General features: G+C 69.7%; 13 protein-coding genes and 1 pseudogene. 8 read left to right on the forward strand and 6 right to left on the reverse strand.

Going from position 1 to position 17349, the window contains the following annotated elements; translation table 11 throughout:
- Nucleotides 1–573: 573 nt before the first annotated feature.
- Nucleotides 574–2973, forward strand: a complete 2400-nt coding sequence (locus ACIPTO_RS41250; protein ID WP_401200666.1) for a Helicase associated domain protein — start codon at nt 574–576, stop codon at nt 2971–2973.
- Between the two features lie 32 nt (nt 2974–3005).
- Here the strand turns inward: ACIPTO_RS41250 and ACIPTO_RS41255 are convergent, their stop codons facing one another.
- The gene (locus tag ACIPTO_RS41255) at nt 3006–3875 is read right to left on the reverse strand and encodes a hypothetical protein (protein ID WP_401200669.1); all 870 of its coding nucleotides are present in this window, start codon (nt 3873–3875) and stop codon (nt 3006–3008) included.
- 338 nt (nt 3876–4213) lie between these two features.
- Here ACIPTO_RS41255 and ACIPTO_RS41260 point away from each other — a divergent pair, with 338 nt between their 5' ends.
- The 3 genes from ACIPTO_RS41260 (at nt 4214) to ACIPTO_RS41270 (ending at nt 7386) form a co-directional block, all read left to right on the forward strand.
- Entirely contained in the window at nt 4214–4417 is a 204-nt protein-coding gene (locus ACIPTO_RS41260) for a hypothetical protein (RefSeq protein ID WP_401200671.1), read from the forward strand.
- Between the two features lie 912 nt (nt 4418–5329).
- Nucleotides 5330–5575, forward strand: a complete 246-nt coding sequence (locus ACIPTO_RS41265) for a hypothetical protein (protein WP_401200674.1) — start codon at nt 5330–5332, stop codon at nt 5573–5575.
- Nucleotides 5575–7386: a hypothetical protein gene (locus ACIPTO_RS41270; RefSeq protein ID WP_401200676.1), complete on the forward strand. Its 1812-nt coding sequence runs from the start codon at nt 5575–5577 to the stop codon at nt 7384–7386. The genes ACIPTO_RS41265 and ACIPTO_RS41270 overlap by 1 nt, the downstream gene beginning before the upstream one ends.
- 217 nt (nt 7387–7603) lie before the next feature.
- On the opposite strand, the gene ACIPTO_RS41275 is transcribed toward ACIPTO_RS41270, so the two are convergent.
- Nucleotides 7604–7975, reverse strand: a complete 372-nt coding sequence (locus ACIPTO_RS41275; protein WP_401200678.1) for a hypothetical protein — start codon at nt 7973–7975, stop codon at nt 7604–7606.
- 445 nt (nt 7976–8420) lie between these two features.
- Here ACIPTO_RS41275 and ACIPTO_RS41280 point away from each other — a divergent pair, with 445 nt between their 5' ends.
- A complete protein-coding gene (locus ACIPTO_RS41280; protein ID WP_401200681.1) occupies nt 8421–9314 on the forward strand; it encodes a replication-relaxation family protein in 894 nt (297 codons plus the stop codon).
- Between the two features lie 136 nt (nt 9315–9450).
- On the opposite strand, the gene ACIPTO_RS41285 is transcribed toward ACIPTO_RS41280, so the two are convergent.
- Entirely contained in the window at nt 9451–9675 is a 225-nt protein-coding gene (locus tag ACIPTO_RS41285; protein ID WP_401200683.1) for a dTMP kinase, read from the reverse strand.
- Between the two features lie 155 nt (nt 9676–9830).
- Between ACIPTO_RS41285 and ACIPTO_RS41290 the strand changes: the two genes are divergently transcribed.
- Nucleotides 9831–11645 carry a tetratricopeptide repeat protein gene (locus ACIPTO_RS41290; RefSeq protein WP_401200686.1) on the forward strand — a complete coding sequence of 605 codons (1815 nt, stop codon included), beginning with the start codon at nt 9831–9833 and terminating at the stop codon, nt 11643–11645.
- A gap of 18 nt (nt 11646–11663) precedes the next feature.
- Here the strand turns inward: ACIPTO_RS41290 and ACIPTO_RS41295 are convergent, their stop codons facing one another.
- Entirely contained in the window at nt 11664–12227 is a 564-nt protein-coding gene (locus ACIPTO_RS41295) for a hypothetical protein (protein WP_401200689.1), read from the reverse strand.
- Between the two features lie 683 nt (nt 12228–12910).
- Between ACIPTO_RS41295 and ACIPTO_RS41300 the strand changes: the two genes are divergently transcribed.
- Nucleotides 12911–13189 (forward strand): hypothetical protein, encoded by a 279-nt coding sequence (locus ACIPTO_RS41300; RefSeq protein ID WP_401200692.1) that lies wholly within the window; start codon nt 12911–12913, stop codon nt 13187–13189.
- Between the two features lie 130 nt (nt 13190–13319).
- On the opposite strand, the gene ACIPTO_RS41305 is transcribed toward ACIPTO_RS41300, so the two are convergent.
- Entirely contained in the window at nt 13320–14327 is a 1008-nt protein-coding gene (locus ACIPTO_RS41305) for a hypothetical protein (RefSeq protein ID WP_401200695.1), read from the reverse strand.
- Between the two features lie 160 nt (nt 14328–14487).
- On the opposite strand from ACIPTO_RS41305, the pseudogene ACIPTO_RS41310 reads away from it, so the two are divergent.
- Nucleotides 14488–14742 (forward strand): annotated as a pseudogene (locus tag ACIPTO_RS41310) (DUF6233 domain-containing protein); the annotation flags it as partial.
- 136 nt (nt 14743–14878) lie between these two features.
- On the opposite strand, the gene ACIPTO_RS41315 reads toward ACIPTO_RS41310, so the two are convergent.
- Nucleotides 14879–16762, reverse strand: coding sequence for a hypothetical protein (locus ACIPTO_RS41315; protein ID WP_401200698.1), 1884 nt, complete (start codon nt 16760–16762; stop codon nt 14879–14881).
- Between the last annotated feature and the right edge of the window lie 587 nt (nt 16763–17349).

Below are 17349 nucleotides of genomic sequence, written 5' to 3' on the forward strand. Positions count from 1 at the left end.
CCCCGCGGAGCGGGGTATGCAGCGCTGGCGCGCTGCATAGAGTACGAATTGCGCAAGCGCAATTCGAATTCCGGCGCAAGCGCCGGAATGGAATTCCGTAAACGGAATTCGGAACGGAATGCAATTCGCGCAAGCGCGAATTGCAGACAATCGCGCAAGCGCGATCGTCACGGCTGGCAGCAAGAGGAGGATGCATCACGCGCGGGCCTGTGTAAGGTCTGGGAATCCCAGACACCACCCCCACACCAGAAGTGACGGACCATCGACCCGATCGGATGCCGGCCCCACCGCAGTGACGGGCTCCGCTACGCTCCACCCGAACCCCACCCCCACCCTCAAAACCCGCCGCTCACGCTCACCAACACCCCGCCACCACACCCCACGAACCGGGTGTCAGGGACGGGATCCAGCCCAAGTATCAGCCTACAGGGGGAAGCTGCCGCATGAGTTATGCATCGCAGCTTTTGACTGTGTAGAGTCTGGGATCAGACACCACCACCCCAGCCCGCCACCTGCCGCACCGGAATCTCATCCCTATTACGCACCGCATCTCGCAAGAAGGAGATCACGGGAATGGCCGTGAAACTGCGTGAACACCAGATTGAGGCCGTATCCGCCATCGTGCGCGGCCTCGATATCCCGCCGGGCGGCATTCCCTGGAATGGTCTGCGCGGGCAGGTGCACGCTGCGTGCGGAACGGGGAAGACCATCATTGCGGCGGCGTCGGCGAAGCGGCTTGTGCCCAGGGGGCGCGTTCTCGTTCTGGTGCCGACGCTGGATCTCCTGGCGCAGACCGTGAAGGCGTGGCACGAGGTCGGGCACAGGGGGCCGGCGGTTGCGGTGTGCTCGCTTCAGGACGATCCGGAGCTGTGGCATCTGGGGGTTCGGTCCACCACGAACCCCGTGCAGTTGGCGCTGTGGCACGGGAGCGGGCCGGTGACTATCTACGCCACCTACGCGTCGCTGGGTGTGCTGGTGGAGGCGTTCGAGGGTGCCTACGGGCAGCAGCTCGCGCCGGTGGACCTGGCAGTGGTCGATGAAGCGCACCGGACTAGTGGGTCGATGGGGAAGGCGTGGGCGGACATCCACGACCAGGCCAAGATCCCGGCGCACCGACGGTTGTACCTGACGGCGACGCCCCGAATCTGGGAGGAGCGGCTGAACCGCGAGGTCGCCGAAGGGGTACGCGACCCGCTGCCGCGCGAGATGGCGGCCTCTATGGACGACGAGAAGGTCTTCGGGCCCGTCCTCTACAAGCTGTCGCTCGCGTCGGCCGTGTCCCGGAAACTGCTCGCGCGGTACCAGATCATCGTCCTAGAACTCCAGGACCCCGTCGTCACCCCAGAGCGGCTGATGGGCGAGGAACGCCACACCGAGGAAGTCCGCGGACAGCGCCTCGGAGCCCTCCAGGCCGCGCTGCTGCACACCATGGAGCAGCACAACCTCCAGACCTGCATCACCTTCCACCACCGAACCATCGAGGCCTCGGCGTATGCGGAGGGCCTGGAGCGCGTGGCCGAGCGGCTGCACGCCGACCAGCCGGAGAAGTACCCGGCGGAGATCTGGGCGGACTGGCTGTGCGGCGAACACGTCCCCGAGCGCCGGCGGGAAGTGCTCGGCGAGTTCGGGACCACCGCCCGGCGGGCCGTGCTCTCCAACTGCCGCGTCCTCGGGGAGGGCGTGGACATCCGGGCCGTGGACAGTGTCGCTCTCCTGGACCCGAAGGGCGCGCCGCACGACATTGTGCAGGCGATCGGCCGCGCGCTGCGCCAGAAGCCCGGAGAAGGCAAACTCGCCTCCCTGATCGTGCCAGTATTCCTCCAGCCCGATGAAAGCCCCGAGGACATGTTCACCTCCGGCTCGTATAAGCCGTTGGTGAAGGTACTGGAAGGTCTGCGGGCTCACGATGAGGAAGCCGTGGAATTGCTGGCCATTCCGCAGGAACCTCAGAAGGGTGTCGCGCAGCCCTCCGAATACATCGGTGCCGCGCCCGGAGATGGCGAGGAGGAAACCCGTCTGCTGCTCCGTTTTGCGGCTCCGCGGGACCCGGTGATGGTCGCGGAGTGGGTGTCCTTCAACGTGATCGACACGGAGCGGCAGGACTGGGCGCGCGGCTGGGCGAAGCTCAAGGAGTACACGGAACGCGAGGGGCATGCCCGGGTGCCGTACGAGCACAAGGAGGGCGCGTTCCCGCTTGGGCAGTGGGTCGCAGAACAACGAAGGGCGTACGGGGCGGGGCAGATGAACGGCCGGCGGGCGCAGCGGCTGGAGAAGCTGGGCATGGCCTGGTCGGCCGCCGACGCACGCTTCCAGGAGAACCTGGCCGCCGCCCGGGTCTACTTCGCGGAGCACTGGACCTTGTGCGCGCCCCGGACCGCTGCCGCGCTCGACAAACCGGTGGGGCAGTGGCTGTCCAACCTCCGCCGCCCCGGAGCCCTGGCCGAACACCCGCAGTGGGAGGCCGCGTTGGCGGCCCTGGATGAGGACTGGAACCCGGCCTGGGCGCCGGAATGGCAACGCCACTTCGCCGCGCTGCGCGAACTGGTGCGTGACGAGGACAGCCCCGCGGAGGTCCTGCCCGGCTTCACCGTCCACGGCATGGACGTCGGCAAGTGGCTGGCCCGGCAGCAGAAGCCCGACGTGTGGGCGGCCCTGACCGACGGACAGCGCGAACGCCTGGAAACCGTCGGCGTCACCCCGCTCACCGCCCCCGCCCCGGCGGAGCCGGACGCGTCCACGGCGGCGCCCACGACGCCCATGAGCGCCTTCGAGAAGGGCGTTGCGGCCCTCGCGCAGTACAAGACCCGCACCGGCTCCGTGACCGTCCCCAGAGGCCACGTAGAAGCGCTGCCGGACGGGTCGGAGGTGAAGCTCGGGGTGTTCCTGTCCAACAGCAAGACCCGCCGGGCCAAGCTGACCGCCGACAAACTCGCCGCGCTCGCCGACCTCGGGCTGACGTGGGCGAGGACGTAGCGGCGACCTACTAATCAGGGATACGCCCCCTGCTACTTCTTGCGAATCGCGCCCGTTGCGATCCAGTGAACCAAGAGAGCGGCAGCGTGTACGGCGGTCTCCGCAGCTTCCTGTGACACCGGTTGGCTAGTAGGGCCGCCAGCGTGGCGGTCACGTTGTCCATGCCAGAGGAGGTTAAGAAGCTCAACGACCGCACTGATGCCTGCGGGCGCCCCCGTTCGGTCCTGCACCACCATCTCGTACTTGGTTCGACCCTGGTCAAGAGTTGATCGCACGGCCCCCAGCGTGGGTTCGGGTGATTTAGGCAGGAATAGGGGATTGGCTACCGCCTCAACCGCTTTCACCGACTGAGAGTAGGCAACACTGGGATTGGGGTTGATCCCATAGGCTGCAGCAAAAGCTTCCCGGAGATGTGCGCCTGCGCCCTGTTTCTGCTTGTCCGCAGCCTGCACCGCGGCGTCCAGAGACTCCCGCAAGGTCTCATTGAGTCTGCGGCACAACCCGTCGCCTTCCGGGTTGACCATATAGGCCGATCCCCCTTCGGTGAGGATGTAGTCCAGCTCCACGCGAAGCTCTCTGGTAGCGACTCCGTAGCGCCCCGACGTGTAGGGGTTGGCCTCCGCGAGACCAGCCAAAAGCGCATCGACGATCTCCATGAAGACCATCGTGTTGCTCTTGTCCTGGTAGTTGGCGAGCGCTTCCTCCGGCGAACGGCTGTTCAGGATTGAGGACGGCAGCCGCAGACGCAGACAGACAACGCCAACGAGCACATAGTTGCCCATGACCTTGAGGGACCACTGCCTCACGGGAACAGACAGGTGATCAGGAAGCCCTTCGTAAAGGACTTCTGGGTCATGCTTCCCGTTGAGGCGGTCTGTCAGCCGCCGCCATGTTGTAGCCACGCGGGCGAGTCTATTTGCCCAACACCCTCCCCCTCCTGCGCTTTTCCCACCCTGGCCTCCGTCGCATCGATTCCGACCCCACGGGGTCGCCTGACGTCACCGGGCACACGCCACGGCAGCCAGTCCGCGCGGCGCGAGCCGTGGGGCACGTCATCTGGCGCTGCCATACCGGCCCTGGACAAAGAGGGTCCTAACCGGCGCCTACGACCGCCCCTTTTGCCCATCCCGGGCGGGCACCTTTCCTGTGGCCGGTCGGCGCGGCTCGAACGGGCGTGCTATCAGGCCGATATTGTGTGGTCTGTGGTGGCTGGAATGTGCCGCCCGGAACAGGACCTGTGATGACGACTCCCCCGCCGCCTCCGATCACCGAACCCGACCCGTCCGCGCTGACCTGTCCCGGCGACCGGGTCGGGCTCTGCTCCGGCTGCCAGCGCAACACCCACAAATACGGCAGCGGCGGGAGCCCGCTGTGCAAGTGGTGCATGGACCCTGTCCAGGCCGGATGGGGCAGGGCTGTGCGGTTCGTCAGCACCCGCACCTGACCCCAGCCACGGTGGCCGTCCTGTGGCGGGGTCGTTGAGCAGGGTGTCGCGTCATCGTCCCCACGGAGACGCGACGAGTCCCGGGCCGGCGCCCGGGGCTCAGGGGTGGATCTACGCGCAGGACGTCTCGTTGGCGTGGTGGAACTCGGTGCGCAGCCATGTCCCCGCCGGGAAGCGGCGGTTGAGCGTCCCGTCGACGTAGGACGTGCGCACCGCTCCGTAGGTGAAGGGAACGGCAGCGTTTCACTCGACCATTAGTTTTCCGCATTTTCGGGAATTCGATCAGAAATTCTGGTTTCGCCCGGTTGCGATTCCTGGATAATTTCAATACTCCCGAACTGGCTCATACTCGGGAATGTGGCGAGGGGGCTCAAGCCGGTAACAAGAGCCCCCTCTTCTGCCCGTTCGATCAGGCCGCCGCGCCCAGGAAGACAGGACGGTGCTGTCGGGGTGGTGCCGGGCAACGTTGTCAGCTCATCACCGTGCGGTGCGGGATGCAAGATCGAGCGGACGTTCCGAACGTCCGGAACGCGTCCGGAACACCATACGGCCAGCTCAGGGCCCTTGTTGCAGACCGTGTAGATCTTGCTTCCGCGCCGGTTCCAGCCGGGGCCGGGTGTTCCCCCGGCCTGTCGGGCAGCCGAACGGTCCGCCTCTGGGCGTGAGTCGGGAATGAAAGCCAGAGCGGCCGGAAAATAAGGACACCGGTCAGCCGCTGACCGGGATTGTTCGGTTTGGAATTTCCCAGGACGGCCGCTTGATCCGACGGGAAGATACCCGTGAAGCTTTCGGCGTTCGCTTCATTTCGCTCCGCAGGGCGGCCGGTAACCGCAGCGGAGCCTCATGTGCCGGCGATGTCATGCCGCGCCCAGGAAGACAGGGGAATTCTCCATGTCACATCAGATCTATTACATGGCCAGGCAGCGAGAACACGCAGGGTCCGCAGCAGGACGGGCGCTGTGCGCCGCGGACCTGACGGCAGGCCACCGGGTCGGTCTCTTCGTGCTCGTCGTGCTCGTCGTCACCGCCGGCATGGCGGGGGGCCAGTCGGCCGTGGACGTCCTCGGTGTCGTCCTGGCGTCCGGCGGCGCGGCGGCCCGGATCGCGTCCTGGCTGGACGGCCAGCACACCGCCGCCGCGTCCGAAGGAGGCCTGTGATGGATCCGCTGCGTATCGCAGACCAGCGTGAATTCCGCCAGGCACTCAGGGAGTTGATGGCGTTCAAGCAGCTGACGCTGGAAAAGATCGACAGGAAGACCAGTGAATCCGGGGCCAAAAGGCTGACCAAGACCACCACCCACAACAACCTGAAGAACGACCAGCTGCCCGAGTGGGAGTTCGTCGAGAATTTCGTCACCGCCTGCGGTGAACCGGCGGACAGGATCACCGACTGGCACACGGCCTGGACCGCCGTCCGCGACGGCAGCGCCCCGGTGAACCAGGACACTCCGCAAAACAGCACCCCCGAGAAGGAAGGGCGCAAAGCCCGCTGGGAGAAGCTGCGTCCTCTCCCGTCACAGCTGGGCAAGTACAGGCAGGGGCTGATCGCCTCCGCGGCGGTCCTGGCGCTGGTCTTCGGCGGCGTGGTCGCCTGGCAGTGCTACGTCAGGCATCAGCACTGCGGCACGTCCAACCCGGACCTGGTGACCGGCTCCGACGGCGAGTGCACCGGCGTCACCGACGGCAGCGACGGCTCGGGGGTCTTCGGCCGCGCTCTGGCTCCGGTACTGACCGCCATCGGCGCGGAGAACAGCGACGTCACCCGGTCGGGCAACTACGTGACGGTGGCGTTCCTGGCGCCGATGACCGCGAAGGACGCCTCCAAGGACCTGGCCATCGGCCAGTACGTGTCCGAGATCGAGGGCGCCTACACGGCCGTCGAGCAGCAGAACCGGCAGAACAGCTTCCCCAAGATCCGCCTGGTGCTGGCCAACATGGGCAGCGGCGAGACGCAGTGGAAGGACAGCGTGGACCGGCTCAAGGCGGCGAAGCACGCCAGCCGCCTGGTCGCCGTGGCCGGGATGGGCCTGAGCCGGCAGGAGTCCGTGGACGCCGCACGCTCGCTGAGCGCGGCCGACATCCCCATGGTCGCCGACCTCATCACCGCCGACGGCTTCGACACCACCGGCACGGTCGACGGCAAGGGCCCCATCGACGGACTCGTACGCATCACCCTCACCAACGCCGTCCAGCTGACCGCGCTCGGCAAGCAGTTGCAGGGCACCGGGCACTCCGCGGCCCTGGTGCGGACATCGGTCACCCCCGACGGCACGACCGACTACCACACCGACTCCCTCTACCACGACTTCCAGACCGTGGACGGTCTGCGCCAGCACCTCGACCCCGGCGCGGACTTCACCTTCGACCCGCGCAGCGGACCGGCCGCGATCCTGCCCACCATCGGCCAGAACATCTGCAGCACCGGCACATCCATCGACACCGTGTACTTCGCCGCCCGCGAGAAGTACCTCCCCGACTTCCTCACCGCACTCAGCCAGCGCAGCTGCCACCGCCAGCACATCACCGTCGTCGCCGGCTCCGACACCGCAGCCCTCGACCCGAAGATGGAAGCGCTCCAGACAAAGGACGCGCCCGTCACCGTCCTGTACGCGACCTTCCCCAGCCCCGCACAGCTCAGCAGCACCTCCAACCCCGACCACAGCCTCTACACCGCCTACACCCAGGCCTTCACCGCCACCCACCACGGCCGGCAGTTCCCGCCCGCCGACGCCACCCACGGCTACTGGGCCGTCCTCGCCTACGACGCCATCACCACCACCGCCACCGCCATCCACAAAGCCGCCACCACAGCCGACCCCACCCCCAACTCCTACGCCGTACGCGACCAGCTCTACGCCCTGCCCGACAAAGCCATCCCCGCCGCCACCGGCCGCTTCGGCATCAACACCACCGGAAACCGCACCACCACCCCCACCACCATCCACCGCCTCACCACCCCCACCACCTGACAACCCCACACCCCACACACGGGGCCCGGACCACACTGGTCCGGGCCCCGCACCACGAATCACACCAACCAGCGGCATGGAACATGCCCATGCGGTTCATCAGCACCCGCACCTGACCCCAGCCGCGGTGACTGTTCCGTGGCGGGGTCGTTGAGCACAGCATCGCGTAGTCGTCCCCCACGGAGACGCGACGGAGCCCCGGGCCGAGGCCCGGGGCTCAGGGACGGATCTGCGCGCAGGGCGTCCCGTCGGTGTGGTGGAACTCGATGCACAGCCACGCCCCCGCCCTGAAGCGGCGGTTGAGAGTCCAGTCAACGGTGGACATGCGCGTCGTGCCGTAGGTGAGGGGGGTGACGTCCCTCCAGCGGGTCAGCGTGTGCCGCTGGCCGTGGTCGACGGTGTAGAGGCGAGCGCGGACCCCCGTGCCCAGACTGTTGATCCAGCCGCCGGCTCGTCGCACGCTCAGGCCGTGGCCCTTCACGCTCAGGCTGACCTTGCCGTCCCTGACCGTGGCGTCGGCATGCGCGGGCACCGCCGTGGTCGCGGCGAGGGCGAGGGCTGCGAGCGCGGCGGTGATCATTCGCTTCATGCCGCACCAACTCTGTCCGGGCGCTGGTGCGTCACGGCCTCGCGGGGAAGATCACCCTGCCCGGTCGGTGTCACCGGCCGGGCTGTCCCCCGGCCGGCGCGCGGCCCGGCCGACGCGCGAGGACCACTCCCGGGCGCCCCGATCCCCTCGCCGCCGCCCGCGTCCGTCCCGCCCACCCTTCTCTTTTCTGCTGCGGGGCGTGGACTGGGGTGAGTAGAGGGGATGTCCGGCACCCGACCACGGGTCCATCCCTTTGGTGAGCTGCGGTTTCGCTGCGGGGCGGGGGTGAGGGTGCGGCTGGTTGTCGGCGGGGTTGTCGGCGGGGTTGTCGGATCGTGACCGCGGTCGGGCCCTGGTGGTCGGGGCTCTGGTCGGGGCCGGCTGCTGGCCTGTCCGCACGAGCGGCACCGCGAGCGGCGGTACGCGGGTGCGGGAGGACGGGCTGATGGTGGTTGTGGATGCGGGGGTCGGGGACCGGCTGGCGCTGGCGGTGGTGGTGCAGTACCGGGCGGCGACGACGGAGCAGGTGCATCTGCTGACCGCGCCCGGGGTGCGGATCGAGCAGACACGGCGACGCCTGGCGAAGCTGCGCGGCGAGGGACTGGTCGACCGGGTGACGCTGCCTCAGGCCGGGCGGACCCGGGTGTGGTTCCCCACCAGGTACGGGGTGAGGGTCACCTCCGAGTGGCCGGAGCTGCGCGGCCGGCGGCCGGCGCGGGCGGTGTCCGACCGCACCGCCGTACGCCTGAAAGCAGCCCACGCGCTCACCGTCACGGAGACCGGGCTCTCGTTCGTCCAGGACGCCCGCCACCACGGCGACACCTGCACGCCCCTGGACTGGATCCCGGAGGTCCATCACGCGACCGGGGGCGGCGAGGCCGTCATCCCCGACGCACTCCTCTTCTACCGGCGCGGCCGTTCCGGCGGCCACTGGTCGATGCTGCGGGCGTTCGTGGAAGTCGACCGGGCCACCATGGGCCCCGAGCGCCTCGCGGCGAAACTGACCGCCTACGCGCGGCTGCACGAGTACGTGCCCCAGACCGGCGGGCGCCGCCAGGCCCTCCAGCAGATGCCCGGGCCGCAGGCCTGGCGCAGGCACTACCCGCTCTTCCCGCGCCTGCTGTTCGTCCTGGACGGCACCGGCCCGGCCGGCATCACCAACCGGATCACCGCCCTACGCGCAGCCGCCAAAAGCACCGACGTGCTCGTGCTGCGCGCCACCCCTGTTCTGGCCGCTCCCCTCGCCGATCTCCTTCAGCACGGCCCCTCCGCATCCGTGTGGCATCACATCCACCCCGGCTACGACGGACAGCAGGTCGCCTGGCACCACTCCGCCTGACCATCCCCTCGCCAGCTGATCTCTCCGCAGGGGTGACGGCGGCCTGCGTGGTCGGCCTCATGGCCGGGGCGACCACGGACCCCACCACGATGGCCAGGGCGTTGTTCCGCCGTCTCCCGCGGGGGCTTTCATGTGTCTACGGGGCGGGGCGGCTGCTGGTGAGCAGCGTGCTGAGGTAGCGGGTGTGTGCGGCCAGGAGCTTGACGGTCCGGTCGGTGCCGCCGGGCAAAAACGGCATCACCGCCAGCGCGGGAACGGCCGCGGCAAGGGCGATCAGGACGGCGGGGGTGAGCAGGGCGACGAGCAGGACGCGCTGGAGGGCGCCCAGGGTGCGCGGGGAGGGAAGCCAGGCCGGCAGCACGGTGTCTCCTTCATCGGCGGGAAGCGGATGAGGCAACAGTGGTGTGCGGCTGGGTAGTTCGGGCCCGTCCGGGGCATTGACGCAGGTAAGGTCCGGAAAACGGTCAGGTTGTCCCGGGACGGGGCGGACAACCGGTCGCCGGACTGGGGGTAGTGATGGCGGGGCGGGTACGCGGCGGCAGGCCCTGGGGGCCGATCAGGGCCGACAGTACGGAGGCGAAGCAGCTCGCCGAGTTCCTGCGGGACCAGGTCGACTTCAGCGGCAAGACCCTGGTCCAACTCGCCGCACAGATCCATCTCTCCAAGAGCCAGATCAGCGTCGCCCTGGCCGGGAAAGTCCCCGAACCCGCCTTCGTGACCGCACTGATCCACGCGACCATCCCCGAACCACGCCTGCGCAAACAGCGCCTGGACAGGGCCCGCGAGCTGCTCGAAGCAACTGCCCGCCCCTCGCCCGCGAACCCCGCACCCCCGCTGGCGTCGGAGATGGAACTCGCCGAACTGCGGGCGCAGCAGATGGAGACCTACGACCGGCTCACCCGCTCGCTGGAAGCGCAGAACCAGCTGCACGAAGCCGCGGGCAACTCCGCGAAACTCGTCATGGTCCTCCTGAGCATGATCAACCGGCTGGAGCGGCGGATCACCGACCTGACCGGCGAACGCGACCAACTACGCGCCGCACACGTCGACACCGACACCCTCCACCACACCCAGCAACAGCTCGCGCGCGCCCAGGAACAGGAACAACGCGCCCAGCAGGAACTCGCGCGCGCTCAGGAAAAACAGCGCCAGGCCGAAACCCTCGCCGCCACCGTCCAGGCCCAGATCACCCAGCTCACCGACGAACTCGACCGCCTCCGCACCACCACCAGCGCCGACACCGGCCCTACCGAGAGCACCCCCGCCCCCTTCACCGCACCGGCCGGAACGGCCACCGACCCCGTGGGTGACGACATCGACCAGGCCCTCACCCGCATCACCGCCGTCAACGACCACGACGACCAACTCCTGCACGACATCACCCACAACCTCCACCAGGACCCGGACCCCGGTGGAGACGAAGATGCAGACTCAGGCGTCTGGTGGGTTGTCCAGGACAACCCACCAGACAACCCACCAGACAACCCCCCGACCAGCACCGATACCGCAGACAACCTCAATGCTCGGCAGGAGGACGCTGCCGCTACCGCCAAAGCTGGCGACTACCGCAAAGCCGTCGAGCTGTATACGGACCTCGTCGACGCATACACACACCTCAACGGACCCGAACACCCCGACACCCTCACCACCCGCCACAACCTCGCGCACTGGCAAGGAGCAGCAGGCGACCCAGTCGGCGCCCACACCGCCCTCGCCCAACTCCTCCCGCTGCGAGAACGCATCCTGGGACCCGAACACCCCGACACCCTCGCCACCCGCCACAACCTCGCAGACTGGCAAGGAGAGACAGGCGACCCAGCCGGCGCCCACACCGCCCTCGCCCAACTCCTCCCCGACGTGGAACGCATCCTGGGACCCGAACACCCCCACACCCTCGCCACCCGCAACAACCTCGCGCGCTGGCAAGGAAGAGCAGGCGACCCAGCCGGCGCCCACACCGCCTTCGCCCAACTCCTCCCCGACGTGGAACGCATCCTGGGACCCGAACACCCCCACACCCTCACCACCCGCAACAACCTCGCAGACTGGCAAGGAAGAGCAGGCGACCCAGCCGGCGCTCACACCGCCCTCGCCCAACTCCTCCCCCTGCGAGAACGCATCCTGGGACCCGAACACCCCGGCACCCTCACCACCCGCCACAGCCTCGCAGACTGGCAAGGAGCAGCAGGCGACCCAGCCGGCGCTCACACCGCCCTCGCCCAACTCCTCCCCCTGCGAGAACGCATCCTGGGACCCGAACACCCCGACACCCTCACCACCCGCCACAGCCTCGAGTGGTGGAAGGAGGAGGCTCGCGGGGCTTCCCGCTGACCGTCACAGCGCTGATGGTCATGGGCCGCCGGAATCCGGCCGCGCGTTCACCCCCGCCCAGGCAGGGTCCACTCCCGGCGCCTCAGAACCGTCTTCGCGCAGGGCGCGGGCGGTCTTTTCGCAGGCGCGGGCGATGTACTCGCGGAACGGTGCGATCTTCGGGTTGTCCAGATCCGCACGCAGGGCCGCCAGCGCCTGGACCCACTCGACCGCGTCCTCGGGCAGCGTGTAGGGGGCGCCGCTCAGCCGCTGCGCAGGACGCACCGGTGCGGGCGCCGGGGTCGGTGCAGGGACGGTACGGAGGATGGTCCGCTCCACCACCTCACGGACCGGCTCCGTCGACCGGCCGCCCTCGCTCACCGGACGGTCCGCCCGCATCTGCGCAGTGCGCAGCTCCGACGCGCGGCGGCGGTGCGCAGGCTTGCAGTAGCGCGGCGGCCGGCCCTTCCCCGTGTACGCGACCGGAGCGCCGCACCATGCGCACGTGCGCTCCACCAGCTGCTCGCGCACCACCACGACGTCCCCACTGCCGCCCTGTCCCGTACCGTCCAGGTCGCTGTCCACAGGCTTTCGTTTCGTCACACACGAAACTCTAGAACCCTTGACCTTCCTGGCCCGACAAGGGGTCCGGCCACACCGTGACGACGGTCCGGAAGCCGCCCCTTTTCGTCACACATGAAACTGACGGCGCGAGAAATCTGCACAGCGACCGGCACGACCGCGCCGGATTCCCCCATAACCCTGGTGCACCCCCTTGCGCGGCTTAGCGGGACGGAGTGCAGAGCGCTGCGGTGGCATTTGACTCGCTAGGACCTTGATGTGGAAGGTCGCCGATGCACTCGGAAGTGGCAGGTCAACAACTCCCGTCACGGCCCGTGGCGGTGGTAGGGCTCTCCTCCTGCCGGGAGGCGCACCGCCAACCCCCGGCAGGTCAGCTTTCTGGTGAACGACGTGAACAGGTAGCCCGATCCCATCCGGCTCCGGCCGCAAGGGACGGCATGTCCCGAGGTCAGACGCGGCCCGGTCACCGGCTCCCTTCCTGGGAAACAAGCCGCCGCTCAACAGCGAGCGCCGGAAAGACGCAGGTCACCACCCCGCTCAGGAGGTCACAGCAGTGTCAGAGTTCCTGTCCCCGCCGGGAGTTGCGCCGCTAACCCCCGTCTCCGTCAAAGTGCCCCCACAAGTCCCGCCGCCCATCGTGCTGTCCCGCTCCGCCCCACCGCACCAAGGGGTGAAAGAACCCTGACCAGAAACCGGAGTCCACCGTGCCCACCTCCCTCGCCGCCCTGATGGCGTTCGGCAGTCCCGCCATGGTGGGGTTCGCCCTCTGGCGCTTCTTTCCGGACGGGATTCCCGGAGCGTTCAGGACGTGGTCGGCCATCCGCACAGAAGCCAAGGCGCGCAAGCTGCTGGGCACCGACCCCGATCCGGAGACCGCACTCGCCGTCCTCCAACTCCTGCACGACGCGGAAAGAGCGTCATCACGCCGGGCTGTACCCAGCCCACGAGACCGACCGCCGACTCCGGACGACGCCCCGCCCTAGACCACGGTCCCTGTGGCCGGCTCAGCACCGCGACTGGACACGGGGACATGGAGCGCATGACCAGCATGGTCGGCGTGGTCGGGCCGTAGAGGGAGGCTTGGTCGGGGCTGTGGTCGGATCCGGTGACAGGTCAGGAGGCGGGCCGGTACGTGGCGGCCGGGCCGATCGCGTCCGGCCCGAACCTGGCCCGGATCCGGTCAGCCGCCGACTCCGCCACCAGACGGGCCTGACGGGCGGCGTCCAGGCTCAGTTGTTCGGCGACCAGCTGCGCGTCGACGAGGTCCTCGCCGCGCAGCGCCAGCCCGGTCAGCCGGCCGCGCTGGAGGCCCGCGGCGTCCATCAGCTGGTAGGTGAGCAGGCGCAGGTCGTCCTCGTGCGCGGACGGCTCGACCATGCGCCGCGTCTTCTCCCACTTCGGTCCGCCGGCGAAGGACAGCGTGAGGGTGAGGGCGCGGGCGGCCTGCTCGCGGCGGCGCAGTTCGGCACCGAGCTGCACGACCAGACCGAGCAGCGCCGACCGCGCGGGAGCTCCGTCCAGGACGTCGTGGGGGAAGCGGTGGCGGACGGTCGCGGAGGCGGGCTGACGGCGTGGGGTGACGGTGCGGGGGTCGATGCCGCGGGCCCGGTCGACCGCGATGCGGCCGGTCTTGCCCCCGAGCATCCGCTGGACGGTGGCCGGCGGGAGCGCGGCGAGCAGGCCGATACGGTCGACGCCGTAGCGCTTCAGGGTGGCCGCGTGGCGGGGACCGATGCCGTGCAGGTCCTCCACATCGAGGAGGGCGAGCCAGTCGGCGGCGTCGGCCTGGTCGACGGCGAGGACGCCACCCGGGTGCGGAACCTGCGCGGAGGCGGTTGCGGCGACGGTGATCGTCGGGCCGATCCCGACGCGGACGTCGATGCCGTAGCGGGAGACCGTCCGCAACCTGAGCACGTCCCCCAGGTGGGCGGCGGTCGCGCCGTGGTAGCGCAGGGCGCCCCGCAGGTCGACCAACGCCGCGGTCGGCGGCAGCGCCTGCACCACCGGCGACAGCTCCGCCATCTGTTCCAGGACCTGCCGGTACCCCTCTTCCGGCAGCCGGTCCGGACACCGCACATGCATCACCACACCCGGCCGACGCCCGGTCCACTCCATGCTCATCCGCCGCTCACCTCCCACACCACGCTATCGAACTATTATTCGAACACGCGAGCGCGGGAACGCACTCGGCACCTCGGACCTGGGATCACGCATGTTCGACCACGCACGGGATCTCCCGGACGATCTGGAGCGGCTCGCCACGCTGCGGATCTGGCATGCCATGTGGCTGGACCGCATCGACTGTAAAGCCGCATACCTCCGGCAGCGGCAGGCCGAAGAGGAACGCGGACGCGCGCACCGGCCGCCGGCACCGGACTGGGTCCTCGAGCTCAGCCGCGCCGACGGCAGGCCCATGGCCGTGCACGCAGGTGACTGCGGCATGGCCGGCCGCCGGACGAAACCGGTCGACCAGGACGGTGCCCGCCGCCTCCTCACCATCGACCAGGTGCCCGCCTGCCCGATATGCCGCCCCGACAGCGCACTGGGGATCGTCGGCTTAGTTCCTTCCCTGGTCCGCTGTCCGGACCGGGAAGACGGGCGGGGCCCGGACTGCCGTCCGGGCCCCGCGTGCGGCCTCTTTCAGAGACCGGTGTGTTCAGTAGTGAACCGGCTCAGTGTCCGGCGTGTGCCTGGGACTTCGAGGTGCCGTGGGCGCAGGCATGGCCGGAGTCACCGCCCCGGGCGCCGTTACCGCCCGTGGTCCACGACCAGTTCGCCGCGTCGCCCGACGCGCCGGTGTCACCGGTACGGCCGGAAGCGCCCGACGTGGCACTCGCCGTGCCGCCGGTCACCGGCTTCCAACCACCCTGCTTCCAGCCCTCGTGCTTCCAACCGTGGTTCTTCCAGCCTTCGTGCTTCCAGCCCCAGCCCGTGTGCCGGCCACCGCTGTGCTCGTGGCCACCGCCCAGGACGACGGTGCCGGCCCGGTTGCCGCCGGTGGAGCCGGAGTTGCCGCTGCTACCGGTGTTCCCCGACGTGGCCGTGTTCGAGCTGGAGGCGCTGCCGCCGTTGCCGCCGCGGCCGGTGTCACCCGAGCGAGCGCCGGTCGTGTTGTACGAGCCGGCAGCCGCCTGACCGCTGGCGGTACGGGCCCGGTCCCAGCCGCCGGTGTGGTGGCCGGCCGACTTCGCCGCCGCCGTCGCGGTACTGGCGCCGGTCGCGTGGGCGCTGCCGGAGTCGCCGCCCCGGCCGCCATTGCCCCCGGTGGTCCAGGACTGGTTGGAGGCGTCGCCCGACATGCCGGTGTCACCAGTCCGGCCCGAGGTGCCGGACGTCACCGTAGCGCGGGAGCCGGTCCACTGCTGGCTTCCGTGGTTCCAGTCGGAGGCGCCCCATCCTCCGTGCCCGTGCGAGCGGGCGGGCAGCACCGTGATGGTGCCCGCGCTGTTGCCGCCGGTGGAGCCGGAGTTGCCACTGCTGCCGGTGTTCCCCGACGTCGCCGTGTTCGAGCTGGAGGCGTTGCCGCCGTCACCGCCGCGGCCGGTGTCACCCGAGACCGCACCGGTGCGGTTCGAGGACCAGGCACCCGAGTGGCTGCTGCCGCCGTGGCCCTGGCGGTACATGCGCTGCTCGCGCTGCCACCAGCCCCAGCCCTGCTCCGTGCCGGAGGCCTTCGCCCAGCCGCTGGAGGCACCCGTGGCGCGGGCGCTGCCGGAATCCCCGCCCCGGCCGGCGTCGCCGCCGCTGGTCCAGGACTGATTGGAGGCGTTGCCCGAGTCGCCGGTGTCACCGGTACGCCCGGAGTTCCCGGACGTGGCGGAGGCGTCGCAGCGGGCCAGGATACAGATGTTGCCCGCGCTGTTACCGCCGGTGGAACCAGAGTTACCGCTGTTGCCAGTGTTCCCCGACGTGGCCGTGTTCGAGCTGGAGGCGCTGCCGCCGTCACCGCCGCGTCCGGTGTCGCCGGAGCGGGCACCGGTCGTGTTGTGCGAGGACGACGTCGCCGACGACCCGGAGCCGCGGCCGTGGCTGCTGCCGGAAGCCGAGCCGGCCTTGCCGGTGCTGGTTCCGGTGGCGTGGGCGGTGCCGGAGTCGCCACCGCGGGCGCCGTTGCCGCCGCTGGTGTGGGAGGTGTTCGACGCGTTGCCGCTGTCGCCGGTGTTCCCGGTGCTGCCGGAGTTGCCGGAGGAGGCGTGGGCGGTGCAGTCCGCCAGCACACACAGGTTCCCGGCATGGTTGCCGCCGGTGGAACCCGAGTTACCGGACTTGCCAGTGTTCCCGGAGGCCGCGGTGTTGGAGCTGGAGGCGTTGCCGCCATCCCCGCCCCGGCCGGTGGCACCCGAGGTGGCGCCGGTGCGGTTGGTGGAGGAGGCGTCGGCCGCAGCCCCGAAGGGGCTGCTGCTGTGCTGCCCGCCCAGGAGGCCCCCGACCACCGAGGTCACCCCGTGCTCGGGGTGAGCCGGCTGCTCGGACGCCTGAGCCGCTGTCTGGCCCAGGATGAACAGACCGCCGGAAGCGGCCGCGATCAGCAGACCGCGCTTGATGTTGGTGTTCACGTGCCATGTCCCTTTCGAGATGACCCGCCAGACCCCAGTCGCGCACACCGCATCGCAGCACGGCGACTGAAAGAGGATGGAGCGGGTCGAGGTTGGCGCCCACAGGAAGAGGGCGTCCTGACCGCTGGGGAAAGGGAGAGGGACTATCCGGGAAGGCGCGGGCCGCGGCCGTCGTAGAGGAGACCGGCCACGGTCACATCCCACGCAGTGGAGGCAATTCCGCCGCCGGGCCGGATGCGCGGGCTCGTCGTTCCCGCCCAGGCTGCCGCCCCGCCACCGTTGCCTGCTGTCGGCGCAAAGCCCCCGCCCGTCATACCGAGACAGCCACCCGCAGGGACGGAGACACCGTGGTCACCGCCAGGTGCTTGCAGGCCGCCCGGCTGAACCATCCCGGCGCCCCGCGGCGCGGAGGACCGGACCGGACCGGCCGCAGCAGTACCCGCCGCCCAGCCAGAGGAAGAGGAAGTTGTTCCTACCCACACGCCCGCGCCGCCGGCGGCGGCTGCGGGAGCGTGCTGAGTGTGTCCGGCCGCCGGACCGGAACCCGCAGGCAGCCCATCATCCGAGGGCGCAGAGTTCCCAAGGCC

Source organism: Streptomyces sp. NPDC090083 (assembly GCF_044747445.1).
GTDB lineage: Bacteria > Actinomycetota > Actinomycetes > Streptomycetales > Streptomycetaceae > Streptomyces.

Coding starts and splice junctions, on each gene's coding strand:
- ACIPTO_RS41250 (WP_401200666.1), top strand. CDS start 574: ATGGCCGTGAAACTGCGTGAACACCAGATTGAGGCCGTATCCGCCATC.
- ACIPTO_RS41260 (WP_401200671.1), top strand. CDS start 4,214: ATGACGACTCCCCCGCCGCCTCCGATCACCGAACCCGACCCGTCCGCG.
- ACIPTO_RS41265 (WP_401200674.1), top strand. CDS start 5,330: ATGGCCAGGCAGCGAGAACACGCAGGGTCCGCAGCAGGACGGGCGCTG.
- ACIPTO_RS41270 (WP_401200676.1), top strand. CDS start 5,575: ATGGATCCGCTGCGTATCGCAGACCAGCGTGAATTCCGCCAGGCACTC.
- ACIPTO_RS41275 (WP_401200678.1), bottom strand. CDS start 7,975: ATGAAGCGAATGATCACCGCCGCGCTCGCAGCCCTCGCCCTCGCCGCG.
- ACIPTO_RS41280 (WP_401200681.1), top strand. CDS start 8,421: ATGGTGGTTGTGGATGCGGGGGTCGGGGACCGGCTGGCGCTGGCGGTG.
- ACIPTO_RS41290 (WP_401200686.1), top strand. CDS start 9,831: ATGGCGGGGCGGGTACGCGGCGGCAGGCCCTGGGGGCCGATCAGGGCC.
- ACIPTO_RS41305 (WP_401200695.1), bottom strand. CDS start 14,327: ATGAGCATGGAGTGGACCGGGCGTCGGCCGGGTGTGGTGATGCATGTG.